We start from the raw sequence: 20,158 nt of genomic DNA, 5'->3' as shown, positions 1-20,158 counted from the left end.
CCAGCTGGAGGTCACCCGGTCCATGGGCGCAGTCGGCACGAGTGCCCAGCTGGAGGTCACCCGGTCCATGGGCGCAGTCGGCACGAGTGCGGACAACGCAGCCTGCGAAAGCTTCCACGCGTCCCTGAAACGGGAGACACTCCAGGGCGCCCGCGACTACGGCGACGCCGACACTTGCAGAAGGACGGTCTTTGCCTGGCTGTCCCGCTACAACACCCGCCGCCGGCACTCCGCCAACGGCCACCTCAGCCCCAACGAATACGAACGACGACACCACGCCGCTAAGCTCACGCTCGCCGCGTGATCAATGACCGCGTGTCCACCGCCATGGGGGAAGGCCCCCTGAGGCTGACCGAACGGCTGGTCTCGCACTGGTCCCGTAGGCGGCTTGGTGCGGGTTCGCCGCCTTCCTGAACGCAGACCTCGCGCGCCGGAACACGCGCTCATCAGGCAGCGGTCGGCGCGCGTCGTCCGCTTGGTGCCGCGCGCTCCCGGCCGCCGGCACCCGACGAGGGACGGCCGAGCAGGCCGGGCTGCGCCCAGGTTTCGGGAGCAGGTTTCCGGGAGCGGTGAGTGACGTGCTGTCGGTGCTCGGGGGGATGCGGCGGGGGACTACGGGCGATCTGCGCGAGGCATTGACATGTCCAGGGCGAATTGGAATCCTGCGAGAACCCTCTTCCATCGATGTAAACACCGGCATCGGCTTGAGCGTCGCATCGGAGGCCGACCTTGGAACGGGACCATGAAACTCACTCGCCGTCTTTCCCGCGCCGCCGTCCTTGCGTTGACCGGCGTGCTCGCGGTCATCATGTCCCTGTCGTCCGCAACGCAGGCCGGGGCGGAACAGACCATCAGGGCCGCGGACCCGAGTGTGATCCGGGTCGGCAGCACTTACATATCGGTGCAGTCGGCCGCTGGTGGCATCGCCGTTCGGCAGGCGTCCTCGACGGCCGCGCTGGCATCGGCGCCCGCCCGGCAGGTGTGGTCGGACACGGTCGGTCACGGCGAGGTCTGGGCTCCGGAGATCGTCATGGACGGCGGCCGCTACTACATCTACTTCTCGGCCGGCCGCGGGGCGGCCCACAGGATGTACGTCATCAGCTCGGCGAGCCCGGACAGCGGCTACACCGGAGAGAGCCGGCTGGCCCTGCCGGACGGCAAGTGGGCGATCGACGGGACCCTGTTCACCTTCGGTGGGCAGCGCTGGTTCGTCTGGTCCGGCTGGGCCGGTGACACCAACGTCGAGCAGAACCTCTACATCGCGCGTATGAGCAGTCCCACCACGCCGACCGGCGCACGCCACGTCATCTCGCAGCCGCGGGAGAGCTGGGAACGGGTGGTCGGCAACCCGTTCATCAACGAGGGCCCCGAGGCGATCAAGGACCCGAACGGGCAGTTGCACATCGTGTACTCCGCCAACGGCAGTTGGAGCGACCAGTACTGCCTGGCCGACCTCCGCCTGCGCCCCGGAGGCGACCCGGCATACGTCTGGGACTGGTACAAGTCCAACGGCTGCCTGTTCGGCTCCAACCGGGCGACGATGATGTCCGGCTGGGACCCGACGCTGTACGTCAACGGTCCCGGCCACCACAGCTTCGTTCTGCTCAACGGCGACATCAGCACCAGCCCGCCCGCCGGCCCCCGATTCCCCTCGATGTTCCACGCGGTGCCGAAAGGCACGCCGTACGCGTGGGAGAACCGGTACTGGTACACCGGCACGTTCGCCTGGTGGGGCAACATCACCTACAGTCGCGCCAATGTCCCCGGCCCGGCCACCGACACGGGCTGGAGCCTCAAGTTCTTCGAGTAGGCCCTGTACTCGTGAAGCTGCCGTTACCCGTCATGTAGCGGATCGTGACTGACTTCCGAGGTTCGTAGCGGGGGCATGCAGGTTGACCCGGTTCTCGTACTCGCGACGGGCCTTGCGCTGGGCCGGGACCGCCGCGGTGCCGTCGAGGGCCTGGCACAGGTCGAGGAGTCGGCGGTGGATCGCGGGCACGGCGGTGACGCGCAGGGTGTAGCCCTGTCCGCGCCGGACGGTCACGCCCTGGTCGAGTGTGGTGCGTTCGGCGGGTTCCAGTTCGGTGGCGCGGAGGAAGTCGGCGACCTTGCCCGGCATGTCGAGGATGACCGGCAGTTCAGGGGTTGAGGTGTCCGGGTCGGCGGCCGTGTACTCGGGCAGGAGGTCGGCGACGGCGGTGCGGATGGCGCCGCGGCTGACGTCGTGGTCGCGGGCGAGGGCCGCGATGGACTGGCCTTCCAGGTACGCGGCGCGTACGACCTGGGTTTTCCCGTCCGGGATGGCCGGGCGGCGTCCGCCCTTGTTGCCTTTGGCCTCGGCGGCTCGCAGTCCGTCGTAGGTCAGCTCGCGCTGGAGTTCGCCGGCGGCGGCGAGGGTCTGCACCATGAACTTCACGGTGGACAGCAGCTCGCCGGTACGTGGGTGGCGGGCGGTGAGGTCCATCGCGGAGAACGCGCCGTCGTGGATGCGCAGGGCGAGACGGTCGCGGTGGAGGACGTCGAGGATGTGCCCGGTGCCGCGCACGAGCCGGAACATCTCGGAGATGTGCACGGAGTCGCCCGGCCGCGCGTAGGTCAGCAGTTCGGCGAACTTCGGGCGCTGAAGCGGGTGGAGGCGGCTGGAGGTCCCGGCCTGCTCCTCGAAGATGACCGGGTCCTCGATCCCGGCCTCCGCCAGAACGAGGTTCTGACGGTCGGTCGACTGCTGGTCGGTCGACACCCGTTTGTAGACCAGGTTGGCCATGCCGCTCCCCGTGTCGGTGCTGGCATTCGACCCTAGCTGTCAGCAAACCCTGTCAGCATCTGTCATCGGATCTGATTGGATCTGCGCCGCTGCCGGCCCCCGGAAAGCCGGGGTTCATTGGACGCCCGCCGTGCCTGTCGTCATTCGATCGTTTGACGACAGGCACCGCGGCTGTCCTTGCGGTCGTGAGCGGTGTCAGTCGGCGATGCGAATGACGATCTTGCCGAAGGCGCCGCGGGCGAGGTGCTCGTACGCCTTGATCGCGTCGTCGAAGGTGTAGACGGTGTCGATGACCGGGTCGAGGCCGTTCTTCTCGATCCAGGCGTTCATGTCGAGGAAGGCGCGGCGGTGGCCCACCGCGATGCCGCGGATGGCGGCCTGGCTGTAGAGGAGGGACAGGACATCGAGTGGGGCGGTCATGCCGCCGAGGAAGCCGACGAGGGAGATGTGGCCGGCGGCCCGGGTGGCGTGGATGGACTGGTTGAGGTTGTCGCCGCCGACGACCTCGATGACCTGGTCCACGCCCTGACCATCGGTGAGCTCGCGTACCTTCTCGGCCCAGTCCGGGGTGGTGCGGTAGTTGATGAGGTCACTGGCGCCCAGGGCGGCCGCCTTCTCCAGCTTGTCGTCGCTGCTGGAGGTGGCGATGACGCGGGCGCCGAGCGCGCTGGCCATCTGGATCGCGAACAGGGACACCCCGCCGGTTCCCTGCACCAGGACGGACTGGCCGGGCTGGAGCTGGCCGTACTCGACCAGCGAGTACCAGGCGGTCAGCGCGGCGATGGGCAGGGTGGACGCCTGCTCGTCCGTGAGGTTGGCCGGGGTTGGGACAGCCGAGTTCGCTTCGAGGATCATGTATTCGGCGAGGCCGCCGTCGATCGGGCCGCCGAGCTGCCAGTCGGGCTCGTCCCGCGCCGGGGCGCCGTCGAGCCAGTGTGAGTAGAAGTGCGACATGACACGGTCGCCGACCTTCCACTCGGTGACGCCGGGGCCGAGCTCGGCGACCACACCGGCGGCGTCGTTGACCGGGATGAGGTTCTTCGGCATCTTCTCCGGGTTGTAGACGCCGTCGACGATCGCCTTGTCGCGGAAGTTCAGGGAGACCGCGGAGACCTTCACGAGGATCTGACCGGGGCCGGGCTTGGGGGTGGGGCGCTCCGCGAGGCGGAGGTTGTCCAGGCCGAAGTCTTCGAGCTGCCAGGCACGCATGACACGTGCTGCTTTCGTTTGCATGTGGGGGGAGAGCGGTGGGGAGCGGCGCGGCTGGCCTTTAGGCGGTGGTGTCGTCGTGGGTGACGGTGACGACGATCTTGCCGACCTGGCCGTTGGCCTCCATGTAGCGATGGGCGTCGGCGATGTCGGCCAGGTCGAAGGTCTTGTCGACGACGGGGGTGAAGGAGCCCGAGGCGAGTCCGGCGTTGATGAACGCGACCGCGCGGCGCAGGCGCTCGGGGTCACCCGTGATTTCGAAGAGGGTGTAGGTGCTGGTGTTCAGTGCAGGGAAGGACTGTGCGTTGGGCAGCGGGGTGGTGCGGGGGTCGAGCGCGCCGTAGACGACCAGGTGGCCGCCGGGGGCGATGCCCTTGGCGAGGGTTTCGACGCCGGGTCCCGCGATCGGGTCGAAGGCCAGGCGCACCCCCTTGCCGCCGGTGATCTCCGCGATGCGGGCGGGCAGGTCCTCGTCGTCGGTGACGATGACGTCGGCCGCGCCGGCGTCCAGGAGGCGCTGTTTCTTGGCTGCGCCGCGGGTGGTGGCGATGGGGATGGCGCCGATGTGGCGGGCGATCTGGAGGGCGGCCAGGCCGACGCTGCTGGAGGCGGCGGTGATCAGGACGTGGTCGCCCGGACGTACGCGGCCGCTTTCGGCGAGGGGGCCGTAGGCGGTGATGTAGGCCATCCACACGGCCGCCGCGGTGACGGCGTCCACCTGTGCGGGGCGGGGGACGACGGCTGCGGCCGGCAGGACGACGCTGGTGCCGTAGGTGCCGTACTCGTTCTGCAGGAACGCGGGCACGACGGCCACCGGGTCGCCCGCGGCGAACCCGCTCACGCCCTCACCGACTGCCTCGATGACGCCTGCGGCCTCGTAGCCGAGCGTGGAGGGGAAGACCGGCTGGTAGAAGTAGGCGCCTTCGCGGTACATGATCTCGGCCCGGTTCAGGCCGATCGCATCGACCCGGATACGTACCTCGCCCGCGCCCGGAGCGCGGGAGGCGACATCGCGGAGAGCGAGGACCTCGGATCCGCCGATCCGGTCGAACTGCACGAGCTTTGCCATGGTGCACCAGCCCCAGGGGTAGAAAACGGGAGAACACCGGATTATCCCGGCGTGCTCTCCACTCTGCCCCAAGCTTTGACCACGGTCAAATTACGATGACCATCGAAGTATGTACCTGGTGCGATGCCCTCGGCAGGCTCAGGCGGTGTCTGCCGCCTCTGCCGCCAGGGCGGCCAGCACCGCTGGCAGCAGCCCCGGGAACCGCTCATCCATCTCGTCGGTGCGCAGCGCGTTCATCTTTGTCGTCCCCACGTAGTACTGGCGGATCACCCCGGCCTCGCGCAGTACGTTGAAGTGATGCGTCAGCGTCGACAGCGACACCGGCGCGACGAAGGTCCCGCAGCTCAGGTCCGCACCCGCACCCGCCAGCTGGGCCACCACCGACCGGCGTACCGGATCCACCAGCGCCTCCAGGACCTGGTGCAGAGAGACCTGTGACAGGTCGGGGTGCTCCACCGTCCGGGGGGCGGTGCGGGGGCGGGCCACGGTGACTCCTTGCGGCTGATGAATACGGCCGTCCCATACTACGACCGCCATCGAAGCATGGGACGATGCTTCCGCCTGGCCTGCCGCTTCGGCGCGGTGTCGGCCTGGACGGCACCGCACAGCCGTCCAGGCCGTCGTAGCCCATGTCGCGACCTATGCCAGGGCCCCCGCCTGGCCCTCACCCGGAGACCGCGGCCGGTTCATCGCCGGGGGCACGTGGGCTCGGCACGATGCGGGCGGTCAGGTCCAGATCGAGGCGCCGGTTCATGTCCAGCTCGAACCGGCCGTAGGGATTCACGTGCGTCCAGAACAGCGGAGACAGTGCGCGCCGGTCCGCGTCAGTGAGGGTGTCGGCCCACTTCGGATCGGCAAGGACCTGCTGCACCAGCAGCGTGTTGACATAGACCAGAGCGGACTGAAGCAGGTGCAGCGCGAGCATGCTGACCTCCTGGGATTCCTTGTCCGCGCCGGCCAGGTCGCCGTCCTTGCGCCCGAGTTCTTCGATCGCCTGGTAGGTGGGGTGCTTGGGGCCCGGACCGTGCGCACCGCGTTCGTGTGCGACTACCTCGCCGACGTCGAGATGCGCCAGGAGATCCACGAAGGGCTCCAGGTCGTGGAGAACTGGAACTCCGCGAACAAGGACCTCTTCTACGGCCGCCGAGGCCGAGCAAGGTCCTGCGCCGCGTCACCCGCGGCGCTGGGCGATCAGTTCCCAGTTGATCGTCTTGGTGGACAGCACCGGCGCGAGGTGGGGCCACTGCTCGTCCTGCCCGCCGGCCGGCCGGTACAGCTTCGCGGAGCCGATGTTCTTCAGCCTCGGCAATCAGCTTGAAGTCGAGCATGTGGGCGAAGGCGAAGCCGACGATGGACGCGCCGTGGGTGTCGGTGTACTGCCGGTCGACGTCCATGTCGGTGCAGTGCCGCAACACGCCCTCGATCATCGAGGCAACCTCGGAGGCCGAACAGCTCTTGAGCTGGGAGTAGATGCAGACCGACTTCCGCTCGACGTGCCAGTAGATCATCACCCCGGGGCCGCGGTAGCGCTGGTGCCACTCGGTCATCAGGTTGCTGGACCAGGCGCCGAACTTGCGGCTGTCGGAGGCGCACGCCGTCCCGGCGCCCCACCACATCTCGTCCCGGGCGGCGAAGGTGGCGTTCACCAGCTTGCGCAGGGCCGCGCGCATGTTGGTCCGGTTGACGAACAGGTGCCGCACCCGCCGCAGTGTCGCCTCGGACTCGCCGTGCTTGCCGGTCACCGCGACCCGCTTGATGCCCATGTTGGTGCCCAGCCCGAACAGCACCAGCAGTAGGCGGCGCCGCAGCACGTCCTTGGACAGGTTCTCCCTGGTGGCCACGGAAGTGAACTCGGCGATGAAGTCCGTGTCGAACTCGGCGTACTTCAAGATGTCCAGCAGGTCGATGGTGCCCCAGCGCCGTTCGATCTCGCCCTTGACCGCCACCAGGTTCTCATGCTCCTCCTGCTTCGCCCGCGGGGAGACCCGAATCCACGGCTCGCCGTGCTTCTTCACGATGGCCACCCTGCCCGTCGTGCCCTCCGCCAAAGCGCTCTCGAAGCGGTCCAGTGAGGTGCGGAGCCGCTCCTGTAGGGCGCTGATGAACTCGCCGGAGTCCTGCGGCTGGCCCAGCGCGGCGTAGTGCACGTCCCGGTTGTCCTCGAAGTCGGCGGGCAAATCGTCCTCCGGGTTGCGCCACCGGTTCGCCCCCACCACCCAGATCTCCCGCCGGCGCACCGCGTCCCGCAGTGCCACCAGCGCGCACAGTTCGTACGGGATGCGCTCGACCCGCCCCTTGTCGTCCACCACCGCCGCCCGCCACTGGTCCGGCACCACCCCGGCCAACGGCACACTCTCCGCCGGATCGAAGAACGCCCCCTCCTTCAACGGCTTCTCCAAATACCGTTTGAGCAGGTCGATCGCGTCCATCACCGGCCGGTAAGCGGTGTTGTTGCACTTCCATTCCAGCGAGCCCAGCAGCGGCGCGAGCATCCGCCGCCAGTGCGCCGAGTACGACGACCACAGCACCGTACGGACCCGCGCCTTGTACCGGGCCTCGTTCGCCGCGGCCTCCGCCGCCAGCGCCTTCAGCGTCTTCTCCCCGCCGACTACGGGGTAGATCACCCGCCGCACCGTGCCGGACGGCTCCAACAGCGCCGCCTCCGCGACCCGCAGCAGCATGCCTTCCTTGCCCCGGATCTTCTTCAGCTCGGCGTTCAGCTCCTTGTCGACCTTCCGCTCCGCCCGAGTGTTGATCTTCAGTACGAGCTGGATGAACAGGTCCACCAGCGAGTCGGTGATCTCCGTCTGCCGCACATGGCACAACGCGGCCAGCAGCGTCAGGCGCCGGGCGGGCGTCATCCGTTCCAGGTTCGCCGGGTACTCCTTCGACGCCCGCGCCCGCCACGCCTCCACCAGCTTCTCCGACACATCCGCGAACAAGTCCGCGGGCAACTCCGGCCACCGCACCCGCTGGAGCTTGTTCACCTCCGCCAGCAGGCTCTCCAGCCGCGGCGCCCCCGGATCGGCCTTCAACTCAGCGAATTGCGACCGCCCACCGCCCGCCACCGAGCCCGCACCGGCCGCGCCCTCGCCCGTCTCACCCCCGCTCCCGACGACCAGGTCCTCCAGCCGGGAGCGCGTCGCGTGCGAGATCCGCCCTAACCTGCTGCGGCAGAACTGGGCCTCGAAGTCGGTGACCGCCCGGCCCACCAGCCGCTGTACCTTCGCCGGCGCCGGCGGCTCGATGTGGTCATTGCGGCACCTGGCCACCACCGCCGCCATCAGACGCTCGCGCGAGAGCTCCACCGGACACAGTTCCGCGGCCAGCCACTCCGCCAGCCGCTCCTGGTCCTCCTCGGTCCCCGCCCGGAATCCGAAAGCCGTACGGATCTCCGGCCGGTGCCGGGTGATCGCCCGGCCCTGCCAGTCGTACGCCGCCCACTCCTCTGCCGGTACCTTCACCTGCTGGGCCACCTACGCCACCGCGGGCGCCGGAACTTCCCCCGCATTCTCCGGGAACCGCGCCTCGACCTCGAAAAACTTCAGCAGCAGGGCGAAGCCCAGCCGATTCGCCCCGGTCTTGTTCCGCAGCCGCACCACTTCGTCCTCAAGAAGCGTCCAGACCTCGATCAGGTCCTCTGGCTCCCACTCCTGCCGCACCGGTGCCTCCGCGCCTCAACCAACTTGGATCTCTAAATCGTGGCGGTCACCGGTCTCAACTGGACACGAAGCGCTGAACCACACCGCAGGCCCATCACGTTCTGCTACATGACGGGAAACGGCAGCTTCACGAGTACAGGGCCGAGTAGAGCGCCCCGCCCCGCTGACGCAGTCGAGCGGCTGTGGACCGTGGACGGCTCCCTGCTCCCGGTCCGGGAGCGGGAGGCCGGCGCCTCCTCGGCCGGCTCGATCGCCAGGAGCTGACGCAGCCGGTGAACGTCTCCACCCACAAGGCCTCAGCCCGCAACGCCCCACCCGTACAGGAGAAACACCCGCCCAACAGCCTGCCTTAACAAGCTTTGGGCCGCCGGGCACTACCGCACCGCCCGCTGCCGCCTGGTGCCCCGGCTCGCCACAGCGCTCAGCGTGCCCACCCCGCCCGTACGCAAGCCCGGCACCGCCTGGACGAGGTGCCGCAGCCGTCGGCCAACGGCGCCGAGCCGGCCGGGCACGTCGGCCTCGGCTACGCGCGCCTCCACTGCCGGGCAGTCCCTGGGCCCCCAGTCCTTGGCCCCCAGCTCAATTCCCTCGCCGAGGCAGGGGTGGCCCGGACCCTCCTCGAGGCCGATGTCCACCCGCGCCACCCGGCGCCCCGAGCCGGAGCAGACGTCGCGCGCGGCCGGGGACTGCGGGCATCCGGGGTGGCAGTCACGATTGTCGTGCACGAGCACGGTGCGGGCCTGCCATGGCTGTTGTGGGCGGAGGAGCCCCCGGTCCCGCCGTCAGCATGCCCGCCATCGGCGTCGACGGGCTATTAACTCTTCCGGTCCGCGGACTTGAGGCGAAGTGCGGAGATAAGGAAGAAGAGGCCGCCAAGGAAGGCATAACCGGCGAGATTCGTGAGCGTGGCTCCGTCCTTGCCGGCCTGGAGGAAGAAGCTCGCGCCGACGAGGGTGGAAATGGCGCCGCTCACGATCATCGGCCACTGCCCGCCCATCCGACGCCGGACCAGGCCCACGGCGAGCTGCGCGATGCCTGCCGTGACGGCCCAGATACCCCAGACCCGCAGGACGGCCGGGATTCCGGAGGTGAGCGCGACCGCCAGGGCAATGCCGGCGAGAACGCTGAGCCCGATGTTCACGGACAGTCTCTTGGCCGCGCCGTCGGCCGACCGGGCCGAGCGCAGGTCGACCACCACGCAGGCCGCGTCGAAGAGGGGATAGAGCACCAGCAGCGTCCCGCTGAGCAGGCCCAGCGTGTCGGCCGTCATGAACAGCAAGGCGGCCCAGACGGCGGCGAACGCGAAACGCAGGAGGTAGAGCTTGCGCAGAGCCACCGGGGGAGGTGCCGATGCGGTGGGAGCGGGCCGGCTGACAACAGTGTCCATGGTGCGACCGCCTTCAATGTGAGGGAGAACGTTCGGTCTCCTTTCATCATTGGCCGCTCCGTCCAACGTGTCAAGACAGAACGTTCTCCCTCCGTTGTAGGGTGGGAGTCATGAGCCGGAAGACACAAGAGATCAGCACGTCCGGGGCCCGAGCGCGGCTGCTCGGGACGGCGATCAGGATTTTCTACGCGGAGGGGATCCACTCGGTCGGCGTCGACAGGATCATCGAGGAAGCGCAGGTGACCCGGGCCACCCTCTACCGTCACTTCTCCGGCAAGGAAGATCTCGTCCTCGCTTACCTCGAGCAGGCCGACCAGGGCATCAGAGCGCAGGTGTCGGCCGCTCAGGAGGGCGGTGGGACCCCGGGCGACAGGGTCCGTGCGGTCGGCCGCTCCATCGCCGAGGGCATCAGGTCGGAGGGCTTCCGCGGCTGCGCCTTCCTCAACGCCGCAGCCGAGTATCCCGATCCGGCTCACCCGATCCACCAGGCCGTTCTCGCGCACCGGCAGTGGTTCCTCGACACCGTCACGGGCCTGATGGCGCAGGTCGGAGACGCGCCCGCCGAAGCGGCGGGTCGGCACTTCGTCATGCTCCGGGACGGGGCCATGGCTGCGGGATGTCTCTCCGATCCGGGATTGATCACCGAGACGTTCCTCGAGGGCGTCGAAGGGATCTTGCGGGCACGTTCCGCAGACTGAGTCCGGCGGCCTTCCTGGCGAGGCGGCGGTTGCTCAGGGCGTGGGGCAGGCCCGCGTTGATGCCTTGCGCCTGACGCGGTGCACATTCCGGCGTCGCCGTGAGCGGGCCCGGAGCTCGCCTCCGCCCTCACGCGTTCGATGGTGTCCTCGGCGGCTCACGACCGCTCAAGTGGAGGCGAACCGTTCCGGCGGATGAGCCGTCGGTCGAGGTGCCCGTGCTCTCCACACGAGCGGAGTCGAATCGCCGCCGGAGAAGGCCCTCGGAGGATCAGGCGGTCCGTCTGCCCTCGGCGCGCGGAACGAGGCGCGGGGTGACGGTGGCTCGCGCGGTTCCCGTCCCGGCGGCGAGGGGCCGGGACGGGAGAGCTCGTCAGGTGTGGGTGATCTCGGTCATCTCGAAGTCCGCCTTTGCCGCTCCGCAGTCGGGGCAGGACCAGTCCTCGGGAATGTCCTCCCAGCGGGTTCCGGGGGCGATTCCCTCTTCCGGCCAGCCATCGGCCTCCGCGTAGATCCAGCCGCACACCAGGCACTGCCATGTCTTCATGAGGGCTCCACGTACTCGAAGTCGATCTTTTCCCGCACGCCGCAGTCGGGGCAGCACCAGTCGTCAGGTATCCGGCTCCAGGGGGTGCCTGCGGGGAAGCCCTCGCGAGGCGCCCCGGTCCGCTCCTCGTAGCGGTACTCGCAGACCGGGCAGGCGTAGTGGTGTCCGGGACTCGACGTGCTCATGCGGCGTGCCCGTAGCGGGAGAGGAGGGCCTCGCGTTTGGAGGGCTGGATGTTCGCGCGGGTGACGTCGCCTTCGTAGTGGGCGACGACCCGTGGGTCCATGACTCGGCGCCACAGGGGTGGGAAGTAGGCCAGGAGGATCATTCCGGCGTATCCGGCGGGAAGTTCGGGTGCCTCGTCGAAGTGCCGGAGGGCTTGATAGCGGCGGGTGGGGTTGGCGTGGTGGTCGCTGTGGCGCTGCAGGTGGTAGAGGAAGACGTTGGTTGTGACGTTGTCACTGTTCCAACTGTGCCGGGGGGCACAGCGTTCGTAGCGGCCGGAGTCGGTGCGCCGGCGCAGCAGGCCGTAGTGCTCGGTGTAGTTGATGACTTCGAGCAGGCAGAAGCCGAAAACGGCCTGGAAGCAGAGGTAGGGCAGGATGCCGGGGCCGAAGGCAGCCGTGAGCGCGGCGAAGAGGGCGAGTGACATCGCCCAGGCGTTGAGTACATCGTTGCGCGGCGTCCAGGGGCCCTTGCCGAGACGCTTCAGACGGGTGCTCTCGAGGGTCCAGGCCGAGTGCAGGCTTCCGGAGACCGTACGGGGCAGGAAGCTCCAGAAGCTCTCACCGAGGCGGGCGCTGGCGGGGTCCTCGGGGGTCGCCACGCGGACGTGGTGGCCGCGGTTGTGCTCGATGAAGAAGTGTCCGTACCAGGTCGGCGCCAGGGCGATCTTCGACAGCCAGCGCTCGACGGACTCCTTCTTGTGGCCGAGTTCGTGCGCGGTGTTGATGCCGATGCCCGCGACGCCGCCGAGCGTGAGAGAAAGGCCCGTACGGCCTGCCGTGGAGAGGTCGCCGTGGGTGATCAGCCAGCACCCGAAGACGAGCCCGGCGTACTGCACGGGCAGATAGAGGAAGATGCACCAACGGTAGTAGCGGTCCTGCTCCAGCCATGACAGTGCGATGTCCGGCGGGTTTGCGGTGTCCTTGCCGAAGAGGTGGTCGATGACGGGGACGATTCCGTACAGCAGGACGAGTCCGGTCCACCAGAAGACGCCGAGTCCGGTCGTCTCCACAAGTCCCCAGGAGATGAAGGGCAGCAGGGGTACGAGGAGTCCGATGAGCCACAGGTAGCGCTTCGGATCGTGCCAGGCCACAGCTGTGTGCGCGGTCTCGGATGATTCCGTCATGCACCGGCTCCTCAACTCGTGGGACACATGCGTGAGTTAACGTCGAGTAGTTAGACAGTTTCACTAAATAGTGTCAAGATTTTCGACAGGATGCGGCTTGCTGGATACAGTGAGCCAACCATGACAAGGTTCCGTGAAAGTGTTCGATCGCTGCTTCGTGACCAGGTGCTGGACGCGGCTTACGAGCTCGTCACCACCGAGGGCTGGGGCAAGCTGCGGATGGCTGCGATCGCACGGATCGCAGGTATCAGCCGGCAGACTCTCTACAACGAATTCGGCTCGAAGGACGTCATCGGCCAGGCCCTCATCGCGCGTGAGGCCGACCACTTCCTCCTGGGTATACAGCAGGAACTGGACGCGCACCGCAACGACTTGGAGGCGGCCGCTGCGGCCGGCGTCGGCTATACCCTGCGCCAGGCGTCCGACAACGCGCTCATCAAGTCGGTTCTCACCAGCGCACGCGGCGGTGAGGACGACCTGCTCGCCTACCTGACCACCCGGCCCGAACCCGTTTTCAATACCGCGTCGGCGATGCTCGATGCGTACGCGGCCGATGCCTGGCCCGAAGTCGACGCGGAGTCCCGCAGCCTCGCGGTGGAGACGATTGTGCGACTGACGGTCAGCCACATCGTGCAACCCGGCGCCTCCCCGGAAGAGTCCGCCCGCCGCATCGCCCGGATCACCGTCCTCACGGCCCAGTACCCACGCCACTGACAATCGCCTGAAGGGCGGGGAGGCTGGGCCGGCCCCCCGTATCTGCAACCGGGCCCGGGTGCGAACCGGCCCTGCCGACCGTGCGGGCCGCGGTGGCATGTCGGCCGTGGCACGTTCCAAACGGCGGCCGTCTCGGTCGTGGTGGCCCCGGTGGGGATCGGAATCCGTCGCACCTGACGGACGCACAGCGGGCTCTGGTGGAGCCACTCCTGCCCGCCGCGAGGGCGGGGCCGCAGGGTGGGCGGGGGGAGAAGCACCGACGGCGGCGGATCGTTGACGGTCACCAGCCGATGTCCCTGGCCGCCAAGTAGCTCAGCCAACTGCTCCGGAGGTGGCGGGGATCGCCGCCGTCGAGCGGCGATCCCCGCCAGGTGCCGCACGATCGGGGCTGCGACGCTCTGCCGTTCCGCCGGGCAGGGGCGGGGTACCGTCGGAATCGAGAGACGATCACGTCAGAGGCGTTTCGATGACGATCATGACGGCGTCGTCCTTCGGTGTCCGCCCACACGATGCAGAAGGCCGCGCCGGAAACGCTCGGGACAGGCGTTGGGGTCGCTCTCTCGGTCCAGCCGGTGATCCGCTCGGCGAGAGGGCAGAAGGTGCCGGTGGAGTCGCGGGCCCCCACGGCGTCGGTGTACATGCCTCGGTCGAGGTAGGCCACCAGCTCGCTCATGCTCGACCGGCGGTGGACCACGGTGCGGAACGCTCCGAGCAGCGTGTCGAAGGCCTGCCCCTGTCGGTTCTCGTCAGCCCGGGCCGAAGGAGAGCCAGGTCCCCGCAAGCCCCTGCTGCCCCGCCCCGGGAACGGACCAGTCGCAGACGCCGTACGGGAAGATCACCTTCAGCGCACTCAACTGCCCTCCGGTCAAGGGCACTCGATAGTCCTCAGGGGTCACCGGCCGCTTACGGCACTTCACGATGTCGTTGGCCACTTCGGCCCCGGCGACCATCCGAGGCGAGGTCCATACCGGGTAGAGCGTGTTGCACGCCGTATTGCCGATGCCCTCCACCTGCGGCTCCTCGATCTTCTGCGCGCCGATGCCCCGCGTCCAGCAGGCGTCCGTAAGTCCCGTCGGCCGATTCCGGACGATCTTGTCGATGGGGGCGTCGTTCCCCGTGTCGCCCTTGATGGCGGTCAGCCACCGGTCCATGTCGGACACCATCCCGGCGAGCGTGAACCCGTGCCCGCTGGAGCGGGTCAGCATGACCTGGTTGGCGTGGGTGCCGTTGGCCTTGTCCAGCCGTGCCCGGGTGGAGAAGGAGTGGAAACGCATGTGCATGTCACCGGTCGCCGCGTCGTCCACGTAGTCGCGGTAGTCGATGATCGGTACGTTGGCGAGCCCGCCACCGCCGTTGAGCAGACGGCCTGTGCGATAGGCGAGTCGGACCGCCGTGAGATCGGCGGCGGTACGGGATGCGACCGGCTCGGCGTCGGGGCCGAGTCCGCCGATACGCCTGTTCAGGTCGATGAACTGGTCCATGCCGATGGTTCCGTCGTTCAGGGCCTGGAGCCCGTACTGGATCCCCGTGTTGTCCAGGGGCCTGCGCGTCTTCCCGGTCTCCGGATCCTTGCCGTACACGTTCACGGCGTGGCTGTAGACGTCACAGCGCGCACCGCCCGGGTTGGTCGCGGGGTCGTAACGCCGGTCCGCGGGCAGCTGGGCCGGGCAGTACACCGTGGGGTTGATCCGTCCGGCCGCCCTGGCCAGGCTGGCGATGCTCTCCCACTTCCCGAACCCGGAGACCGCCCGCTGCTGCTCCTGGGTGAACGCGTCGGGCGCGACCTGAGTGAAGTAGTGGTTCAGGAGCTGTGCGTCGCTGAGTGTCTGGATCGTCCCGAAGGCGACGTCGGGGAAGCTGCAGCCGGAGAGGATGCCGTCGAGCAGCCCCGGGTAGTTGTCGGCGATCTGATGGGTCTGGTACGAGCCGCCGGAGCAGCCGTTGCCGATGGTGAAGGCCGGTTCGCCGTACATCTCCACGAAGTGTTCCTTGACCATGCTCATGGTCTCGGCGGCCAGGACGTCGTTGCAGTTGTTGCCGAAGACATTGAGGGAGGACGAGGCGACGCCGTACCCCTTGCTGAGATACGCGTCGTTCATGATGCCGACGGTGTTGCGGCCCTGGACGTACCAGCCGCCCGCACAGCCCCCGCCGAATCCGTACACCAGGCGCCCGTTCCAGCCCGGACCGCGCTGCAGTGGGTCGGGGCCGGGGGACTGCGGATCGTGCAGTACGGCCGTCTCGTAGATGGCGCGGTTGATGGTGCCGGTCTCGACGCGGACGATGTACGGGACCTTCACGCCGGTACTCGTCGTGGCGGTCGCGAGGTCGACGGGGCGTACGGCCGGGTCGGGCAGGCGGACGAACGTGCCCGCCGTGGTGCGGTACATGTAGTCGACGCGGGTCCTGATCGAGCAGTCCTGGTCGAGCGGCGGCCCGAGGGTGACGCCGGTGACCGTCTTGAACTCGGCGGTGTCACAGACGAACGGCTGCTCGTGCGGCCCGGAGAAGACCGGGCCGGTGGCCGGGTGGTTCTTGAGGGCCAGTTGCCCGGATTCCGCTCCGGGGGCGCTTGCCGTGAGGAGGTTGTCGCCCGGGGACAGGCCCTTGACCAGGCCGGTCAGCGCGCTGTCGCCGGAGAGCCGGAAGGCCGAGGTCACGTCCCGGCCGCCCACCTCGACCCGTACCGTGCCGGCCGGTGTCGACGCGGGCACCGCGACGCGTATCAGGGCGTCGTCGCCGGACACCGTGCCGGGCCGTGACGACAGGGCCGTCACCTGGAGCTTCCCGCCTTCCAGACTGCTGGCCGGCGTCGCTGTCGCGCCGACCAGGACACCCATGATCGCCAGACCGGTAAGGCCCAGCCGGGCCGGTCTCCTCGTGGCTGCGGTGAACGACATGATGAAATTCGCCTCACTTCCTGGAGCGGGATTGCGTACCGGTGAGTGGGATGCGTACCGATGCCCGGACACGGTGGTCACCAGTTCGTGAACGCCCCGTCCGCCGCCCGCAGATGAGGCCGCTCGGCCGCGGTGGCCTGGTAGCGGCGTGCGGCCTCCCGGTCGATGTCGACGCCGATACCCGCAAGTTCACTCATCTCCACCCGACCCGGAACGATCGTCGGCCGCGCGGTGAACAGCGCGGCGATCTCCGGATCCGGATCGGTCTGATGTTCCTGGATCGCCACATTCGGGCACGCCAGATTGAGCTGGAGCGACGAGGCGGCGGTCACCGGCCCGAGCGGGTTGTGGGTGGCCAGCTTGATGTGATGGGTCTCCGCCATCGCCGCGATCTTCTTCGCCTCGGTCAGGCCCGCGGCCACCCCGATGTCCACGCGCGCGTAGTCGATCAGATCGTCCTCGATCAACGTCCTGAACTCCCATTTGGAGCCGTACTGTTCGCCTGCCGCGAGCGGAACGCCGGTACGTGCCCGCAGCATCCGGTAGCTGTCCGGGTTCTCGCAGCGCAACGGGTCCTCGACGAAGAACGGGCGGGCCGCCTCGATCTCCCGGCACAGCGTCAGTGCCTCCGGCGGATCCAGGCGCGTGTGGACATCGAGGATCAGCTCGACCTCGTGGCCGACCGTGTCCCGCACCTGGTGGAAGAGCTCCACCGAGTCCCGCAGGCAGCGGCGGGCATCGAGGGTGTCGTCCGCGTCGTGCGGCGCGGCGAACCGCAGATGGCGCCAGCCCTCGGCGACCAACTCGCGGCAGCGACCCAGGAACCAGTCGCGGTCGTGGTAGCCGTCGCCGACGTGAACATAGGCGGGTACGTGATCACGTACCCGGCCGCCGAGGAGTTCATGGACCGGTACCCCGAGCGCCTTGCCGCGGATGTCCCACAGGGCTACGTCGACCGCCGCTATGGCGGCACCGAGGAAGCGGTCGGCGGGAAAGAAGCCCCGCCGGAACATCACCTGCCACAGGTGCTCGATCCGCCGCGGGTCCTCGCCGGTGATCAGCTCCGCGAGATGCTCCAGACCCCCCGCGACCGCCCGCTGTCGCGATCTGATGCCGACCTCGCCCAGACCGTGGATGCCCTCGTCGGTGTCGACCACCACCAGCATCATGCTGTCGCCGTGGTCGGGGAGAGTCAGCACTTCCAGGCCGGTGATCTTCATTCCACTCCTCTATGAAAACGTTCCCGCAATGTCAGCATCATTCTCGAGAACGCATCATTGGGGGCAGTCGGGCCCCAGCGCAAGACCCCTGCACCGAGTGGCATTTCGTCGATGAACAAGTCGTGTCGGACGTCTTGACACGTCCCGGGAACGTTCGCAAGCATCAACCGCGTTCGCAGGATCCAGACGACGAGGAGGCCGTCCGTGGCAGTTACGATCCGGGAGGTGGCGAGTGCCGCCGGTGTCTCCGTCTCGACGGTGTCCCGTGCGTTCACCGCGCCTGACCAGGTGCAGCCGGCGACCCGGCAGCGCATCCTCGACGCCGCGGCCGAACTGGGCTACTCCGCCAATCCGGCGGCCCGTTCGCTGCGTGGCGGGTCCACCGGAACCCTCGGCCTGATCGTCCCGGACATCGCCAACCCGTTCTTCCCGCCGATCATCAAGGCGATGCAGGCCCGCGCCCGCCGTCTGGGCTACACGGTCCTGGTCGCCGACAGCGACGAGCGCGAGGCGGACGAACTGGCCGTCATCGCGGCCGTGTCCAAGCGGGTCGACGGCATGATCCTTTGGGCCTCCACGCTCACCGAGGAGCGCCTCCATGAACTCGCGGGCCGGATGCCGCTGGTGGTGGTGAACCGCCACGTCCCCGGCATCCCCGAGGTCCGTATCTCACTCTCCGCCGGGATCGCCCAGGCCGCGGAGCTGCTGAAGGCGTACGGTCACCGGCGCTGCGTCTTCGTCAACGCCTCCCGCGCCGAACTGAGCCGCGGCAAGTCCATCCAGGAGTCCTTCGAGGCGCTCGACCTCTCCTTGCAGGAACTCGGCCCCTACGAGCCGAGGTTCGAGACCGGTGTGCACGCCGCCACCCTGGTCGCCGCTCACGAGGCCACCGCCGTGATCGCCCACAACGATCTGGTCGCCCTCGGTGTGCTGCACCAGATGGCCAATCTCGGGGTGAGCGTGCCCCGCGACGTGAGCGTCATCGGCATCGACGACACCCTGCTCGCTTCCGTCTCCACCCCCGGCCTCACCACGATCAGGATCGACCCCGAGGAGATCGCCACTCGTGCCGGGGACCTCCTGATCGAGATGATCGCCGGCACGGCGGGGCGTGGCACAAAGGGACTTGATGCCACGTCACCCCTCGTTGAGATCGGCTCCCGCCTGATCCCCCGGGCTTCGACGGGCCCCGCGCCCACCCACTGATCCACAGCGAAAAGCACCGCACCGAGCTTGCCCCTGCCCTTCTTGGAGCCGTCATGCCCAGATACTTCCGCTATGCAGCCATATGTGGCTCCGTGGCCCTGACCGCGACCCTCGCGGGCTGTTCCTCCCTCACCCCGACCAGCGCCGAGACCTCCGGCGATCTCGTCCTGCGGGTGCAGGGGATGCCCCCGGCCACGGACAAGCCGGGCCTCGCCCTCTTCAAGAAGCAGGTCGCCGACTTCGAGGAGGCCCACCCCGGCATCAAGGTCAAGGGCTCCACCACGGTCTTCGACCCGCTGACCTTCTCCGCCAAGCTCTCCGGCGGCAACGTCGAGGACGTCATCAAGGTGCCGCTGACCGAGCCGCAGCGCCTCATCCGGCAGAAGCAGGTCCAGCCGATCACCGGGCAGCTGAAGGAGTGGCAGCACTTCAAGGAGTTCAACCCGCAGGTGCTCCAGCAGCTCACGGACGACGGCGGCGACGTCTACGGCGTACCGCAGAACCCGTACGCCCAGGGCCTGGTCTACAACCGTGAGCTGTTCGAGCAGGCCGGCCTCGACCCCGACAAGCCGCCGGCCACCTGGGAGGAGGTCCGTACCGCCGCCGAGCAGATCAGCGAGAAGACCGGCAAAGCGGGCTTCGTCCACGAGTCCAAGGACAACCAGGGCGGCTGGCAGCTGACCATGCTCTCGTACGCCTTCGGCGGCGAGCTGCAGAAGCAGGAGAACGGCAAGTACACCGCCACGCTCACCGGGGAGCCGACGAAGAAGGCGCTGCGGCTGCTGAAGGACATGCGCTGGAAGGACGACTCGCTCGGCAAGACGCTGCTGGTCAACCAGAACGATGTGATCAAACAGTTCGCGGCCGGGCAGGTCGGCATGTTCATGGGCAGCCCGGGGACGTACCGGCTGGCGAAGATGCAGTTCGGCATGGAGAACACCGACGCCTTCGGGGCCGCCCCGATGCCGCAGTCCGGCGGCGACGCGACCCTCACCGGCGGCGACATCTACATGGTCCCGAAGTCCGCCGACAAGAAGCACGCGGCAGCGGCCGTCGAGTGGCTGACCTTCGCCTACGCCAAGCCGCAGTACAGCACCGAGATCGCCGCAGCCCAGGCCAAGGCGCTCTCGGCCGACCCGAAGTCCGCGGTGGGCGTACCGACCCTGCCGGTCTTCGGCCAGAAGCGGCAGGCCGAGATCAACGCCGCGATCAAGCCGTACGTGAACGTGAAGCTGGACCACTTCAAGCCGTACACCGACGGGCTCGCGACGCTGGAGCTGAAGCCGGAGCCGCCGTACCAGGCACAGAAGCTGTACACCGCGCTCGACCCCGTGATCCAGGCCGTGCTGACCAAGCGCGACGCCGACATCGACTCCCTCCTCGCCTCGGCCGAGAAGGACGTCAATGCTCAGCTTGCCGCGGACCAGAAGTAGC

At 68.5% G+C, this 20,158-nt stretch carries 18 protein-coding genes and 3 pseudogenes; 8 read left to right on the top strand and 13 right to left on the bottom strand.

Translation table 11 applies throughout. The features are described 5' to 3' along the window. Positions 1-304, top strand: a 304-nt coding sequence (locus tag EAO72_RS18305) for an integrase core domain-containing protein (protein ID WP_261991557.1), incomplete at its 5' end; no start/stop codon positions are given. Positions 305-742: 438 nt separating this feature from the next. Then, positions 743-1,810 (top strand): glycoside hydrolase family 43 protein, encoded by a 1,068-nt coding sequence (locus EAO72_RS18300; RefSeq protein ID WP_148018412.1) that lies wholly within the window; start codon positions 743-745, stop codon positions 1,808-1,810. A 30-nt stretch (positions 1,811-1,840) separates the two neighbouring features. Here EAO72_RS18300 and EAO72_RS18295 read toward each other — a convergent pair whose 3' ends face one another. The 5 genes from EAO72_RS18295 to EAO72_RS42535 all read right to left on the bottom strand — a co-directional run bounded on the left by EAO72_RS18295 (position 1,841) and on the right by EAO72_RS42535 (position 5,967). After that, a complete protein-coding gene (locus tag EAO72_RS18295; protein WP_148018411.1) occupies positions 1,841-2,764 on the bottom strand; it encodes a recombinase family protein in 924 nt (307 codons plus the stop codon). Between the two features lie 195 nt (positions 2,765-2,959). Further along, positions 2,960-3,973 carry a zinc-dependent alcohol dehydrogenase family protein gene (locus EAO72_RS18290; RefSeq protein ID WP_148018410.1) on the bottom strand — a complete coding sequence of 338 codons (1,014 nt, stop codon included), beginning with the start codon at positions 3,971-3,973 and terminating at the stop codon, positions 2,960-2,962. Between the two features lie 61 nt (positions 3,974-4,034). Beyond that, positions 4,035-5,042, bottom strand: coding sequence for a zinc-dependent alcohol dehydrogenase family protein (locus EAO72_RS18285; RefSeq protein WP_148018409.1), 1,008 nt, complete (start codon positions 5,040-5,042; stop codon positions 4,035-4,037). Positions 5,043-5,180: 138 nt separating this feature from the next. Next, positions 5,181-5,528, bottom strand: coding sequence for an ArsR/SmtB family transcription factor (locus EAO72_RS18280; RefSeq protein WP_261991556.1), 348 nt, complete (start codon positions 5,526-5,528; stop codon positions 5,181-5,183). A 178-nt stretch (positions 5,529-5,706) separates the two neighbouring features. Beyond that, on the bottom strand, positions 5,707-5,967 hold the full coding sequence (locus tag EAO72_RS42535) for a Tn3 family transposase (protein WP_222724111.1): 261 nt from the start codon (positions 5,965-5,967) through the stop codon (positions 5,707-5,709). A 93-nt stretch (positions 5,968-6,060) separates the two neighbouring features. On the opposite strand from EAO72_RS42535, the pseudogene EAO72_RS44085 reads away from it, so the two are divergent. Then, positions 6,061-6,192 (top strand): annotated as a pseudogene (locus tag EAO72_RS44085) (Tn3 family transposase); the annotation flags it as partial. Positions 6,193-6,409: 217 nt separating this feature from the next. Here EAO72_RS44085 and EAO72_RS18275 read toward each other — a convergent pair. From EAO72_RS18275 to EAO72_RS18260, 3 genes and pseudogenes are all read right to left on the bottom strand, one after another. Continuing rightward, positions 6,410-8,641, bottom strand: a pseudogene (locus tag EAO72_RS18275) (Tn3 family transposase); the annotation flags it as partial. A 437-nt stretch (positions 8,642-9,078) separates the two neighbouring features. Continuing rightward, positions 9,079-9,429: a hypothetical protein gene (locus EAO72_RS18265; RefSeq protein WP_148018407.1), complete on the bottom strand. Its 351-nt coding sequence runs from the start codon at positions 9,427-9,429 to the stop codon at positions 9,079-9,081. Positions 9,430-9,518: 89 nt separating this feature from the next. After that, positions 9,519-10,091: a hypothetical protein gene (locus tag EAO72_RS18260; protein WP_148018406.1), complete on the bottom strand. Its 573-nt coding sequence runs from the start codon at positions 10,089-10,091 to the stop codon at positions 9,519-9,521. 110 nt (positions 10,092-10,201) lie between these two features. Here EAO72_RS18260 and EAO72_RS18255 point away from each other — a divergent pair, with 110 nt between their 5' ends. Next, positions 10,202-10,789, top strand: coding sequence for a TetR/AcrR family transcriptional regulator (locus tag EAO72_RS18255; RefSeq protein WP_148018405.1), 588 nt, complete (start codon positions 10,202-10,204; stop codon positions 10,787-10,789). 370 nt (positions 10,790-11,159) lie between these two features. Here EAO72_RS18255 and EAO72_RS18250 read toward each other — a convergent pair whose 3' ends face one another. From EAO72_RS18250 to EAO72_RS18240, 3 genes are read right to left on the bottom strand one after another with little or no spacing between them, the layout of a single operon-like run. Further along, a complete protein-coding gene (locus EAO72_RS18250) occupies positions 11,160-11,333 on the bottom strand; it encodes a rubredoxin (protein ID WP_148018404.1) in 174 nt (57 codons plus the stop codon). Then, a complete protein-coding gene (locus EAO72_RS18245) occupies positions 11,330-11,518 on the bottom strand; it encodes a rubredoxin (protein ID WP_148018403.1) in 189 nt (62 codons plus the stop codon). Before EAO72_RS18245 ends, EAO72_RS18250 begins: the two co-directional genes overlap by 4 nt. Then, entirely contained in the window at positions 11,515-12,684 is a 1,170-nt protein-coding gene (locus EAO72_RS18240) for an alkane 1-monooxygenase (RefSeq protein ID WP_148018402.1), read from the bottom strand. The genes EAO72_RS18245 and EAO72_RS18240 overlap by 4 nt, the downstream gene beginning before the upstream one ends. Positions 12,685-12,804: 120 nt before the next feature. Between EAO72_RS18240 and EAO72_RS18235 the strand changes: the two genes are divergently transcribed. Both EAO72_RS18235 and EAO72_RS43165 read left to right on the top strand, forming a co-directional pair. Next, positions 12,805-13,398: a TetR family transcriptional regulator gene (locus tag EAO72_RS18235; RefSeq protein WP_148018401.1), complete on the top strand. Its 594-nt coding sequence runs from the start codon at positions 12,805-12,807 to the stop codon at positions 13,396-13,398. A 173-nt stretch (positions 13,399-13,571) separates the two neighbouring features. Further along, positions 13,572-13,676, top strand: a pseudogene (locus EAO72_RS43165) (IS5-like element IS4811 family transposase); the annotation flags it as partial. A gap of 468 nt (positions 13,677-14,144) precedes the next feature. On the opposite strand, the gene EAO72_RS18230 reads toward EAO72_RS43165, so the two are convergent. Further along, the gene (locus tag EAO72_RS18230) at positions 14,145-16,298 is read right to left on the bottom strand and encodes a DUF6351 family protein (RefSeq protein ID WP_261991555.1); all 2,154 of its coding nucleotides are present in this window, start codon (positions 16,296-16,298) and stop codon (positions 14,145-14,147) included. A 77-nt stretch (positions 16,299-16,375) separates the two neighbouring features. After that, complete coding sequence (locus tag EAO72_RS18225) at positions 16,376-17,518, bottom strand: mandelate racemase/muconate lactonizing enzyme family protein (protein WP_148018400.1); 1,143 nt, start codon at positions 17,516-17,518, stop codon at positions 16,376-16,378. 204 nt (positions 17,519-17,722) lie between these two features. On the opposite strand from EAO72_RS18225, the gene EAO72_RS18220 reads away from it, so the two are divergent. Both EAO72_RS18220 and EAO72_RS18215 read left to right on the top strand, forming a co-directional pair. Next, positions 17,723-18,724 carry a LacI family DNA-binding transcriptional regulator gene (locus tag EAO72_RS18220; protein WP_148018399.1) on the top strand — a complete coding sequence of 334 codons (1,002 nt, stop codon included), beginning with the start codon at positions 17,723-17,725 and terminating at the stop codon, positions 18,722-18,724. A gap of 92 nt (positions 18,725-18,816) precedes the next feature. Next, entirely contained in the window at positions 18,817-20,157 is a 1,341-nt protein-coding gene (locus EAO72_RS18215; RefSeq protein WP_187285121.1) for an ABC transporter substrate-binding protein, read from the top strand. The last annotated feature ends 1 nt before the right edge of the window (position 20,158 follow it).

Origin of the sequence: Streptomyces sp. OR43, assembly GCF_008042275.1 — a bacterium.
Taxonomy (GTDB): domain Bacteria; phylum Actinomycetota; class Actinomycetes; order Streptomycetales; family Streptomycetaceae; genus Streptomyces.
The sequence above is the reverse complement of the archived record's forward strand: the minus strand, read 5'-3'. Positions and strand labels throughout refer to the sequence as shown.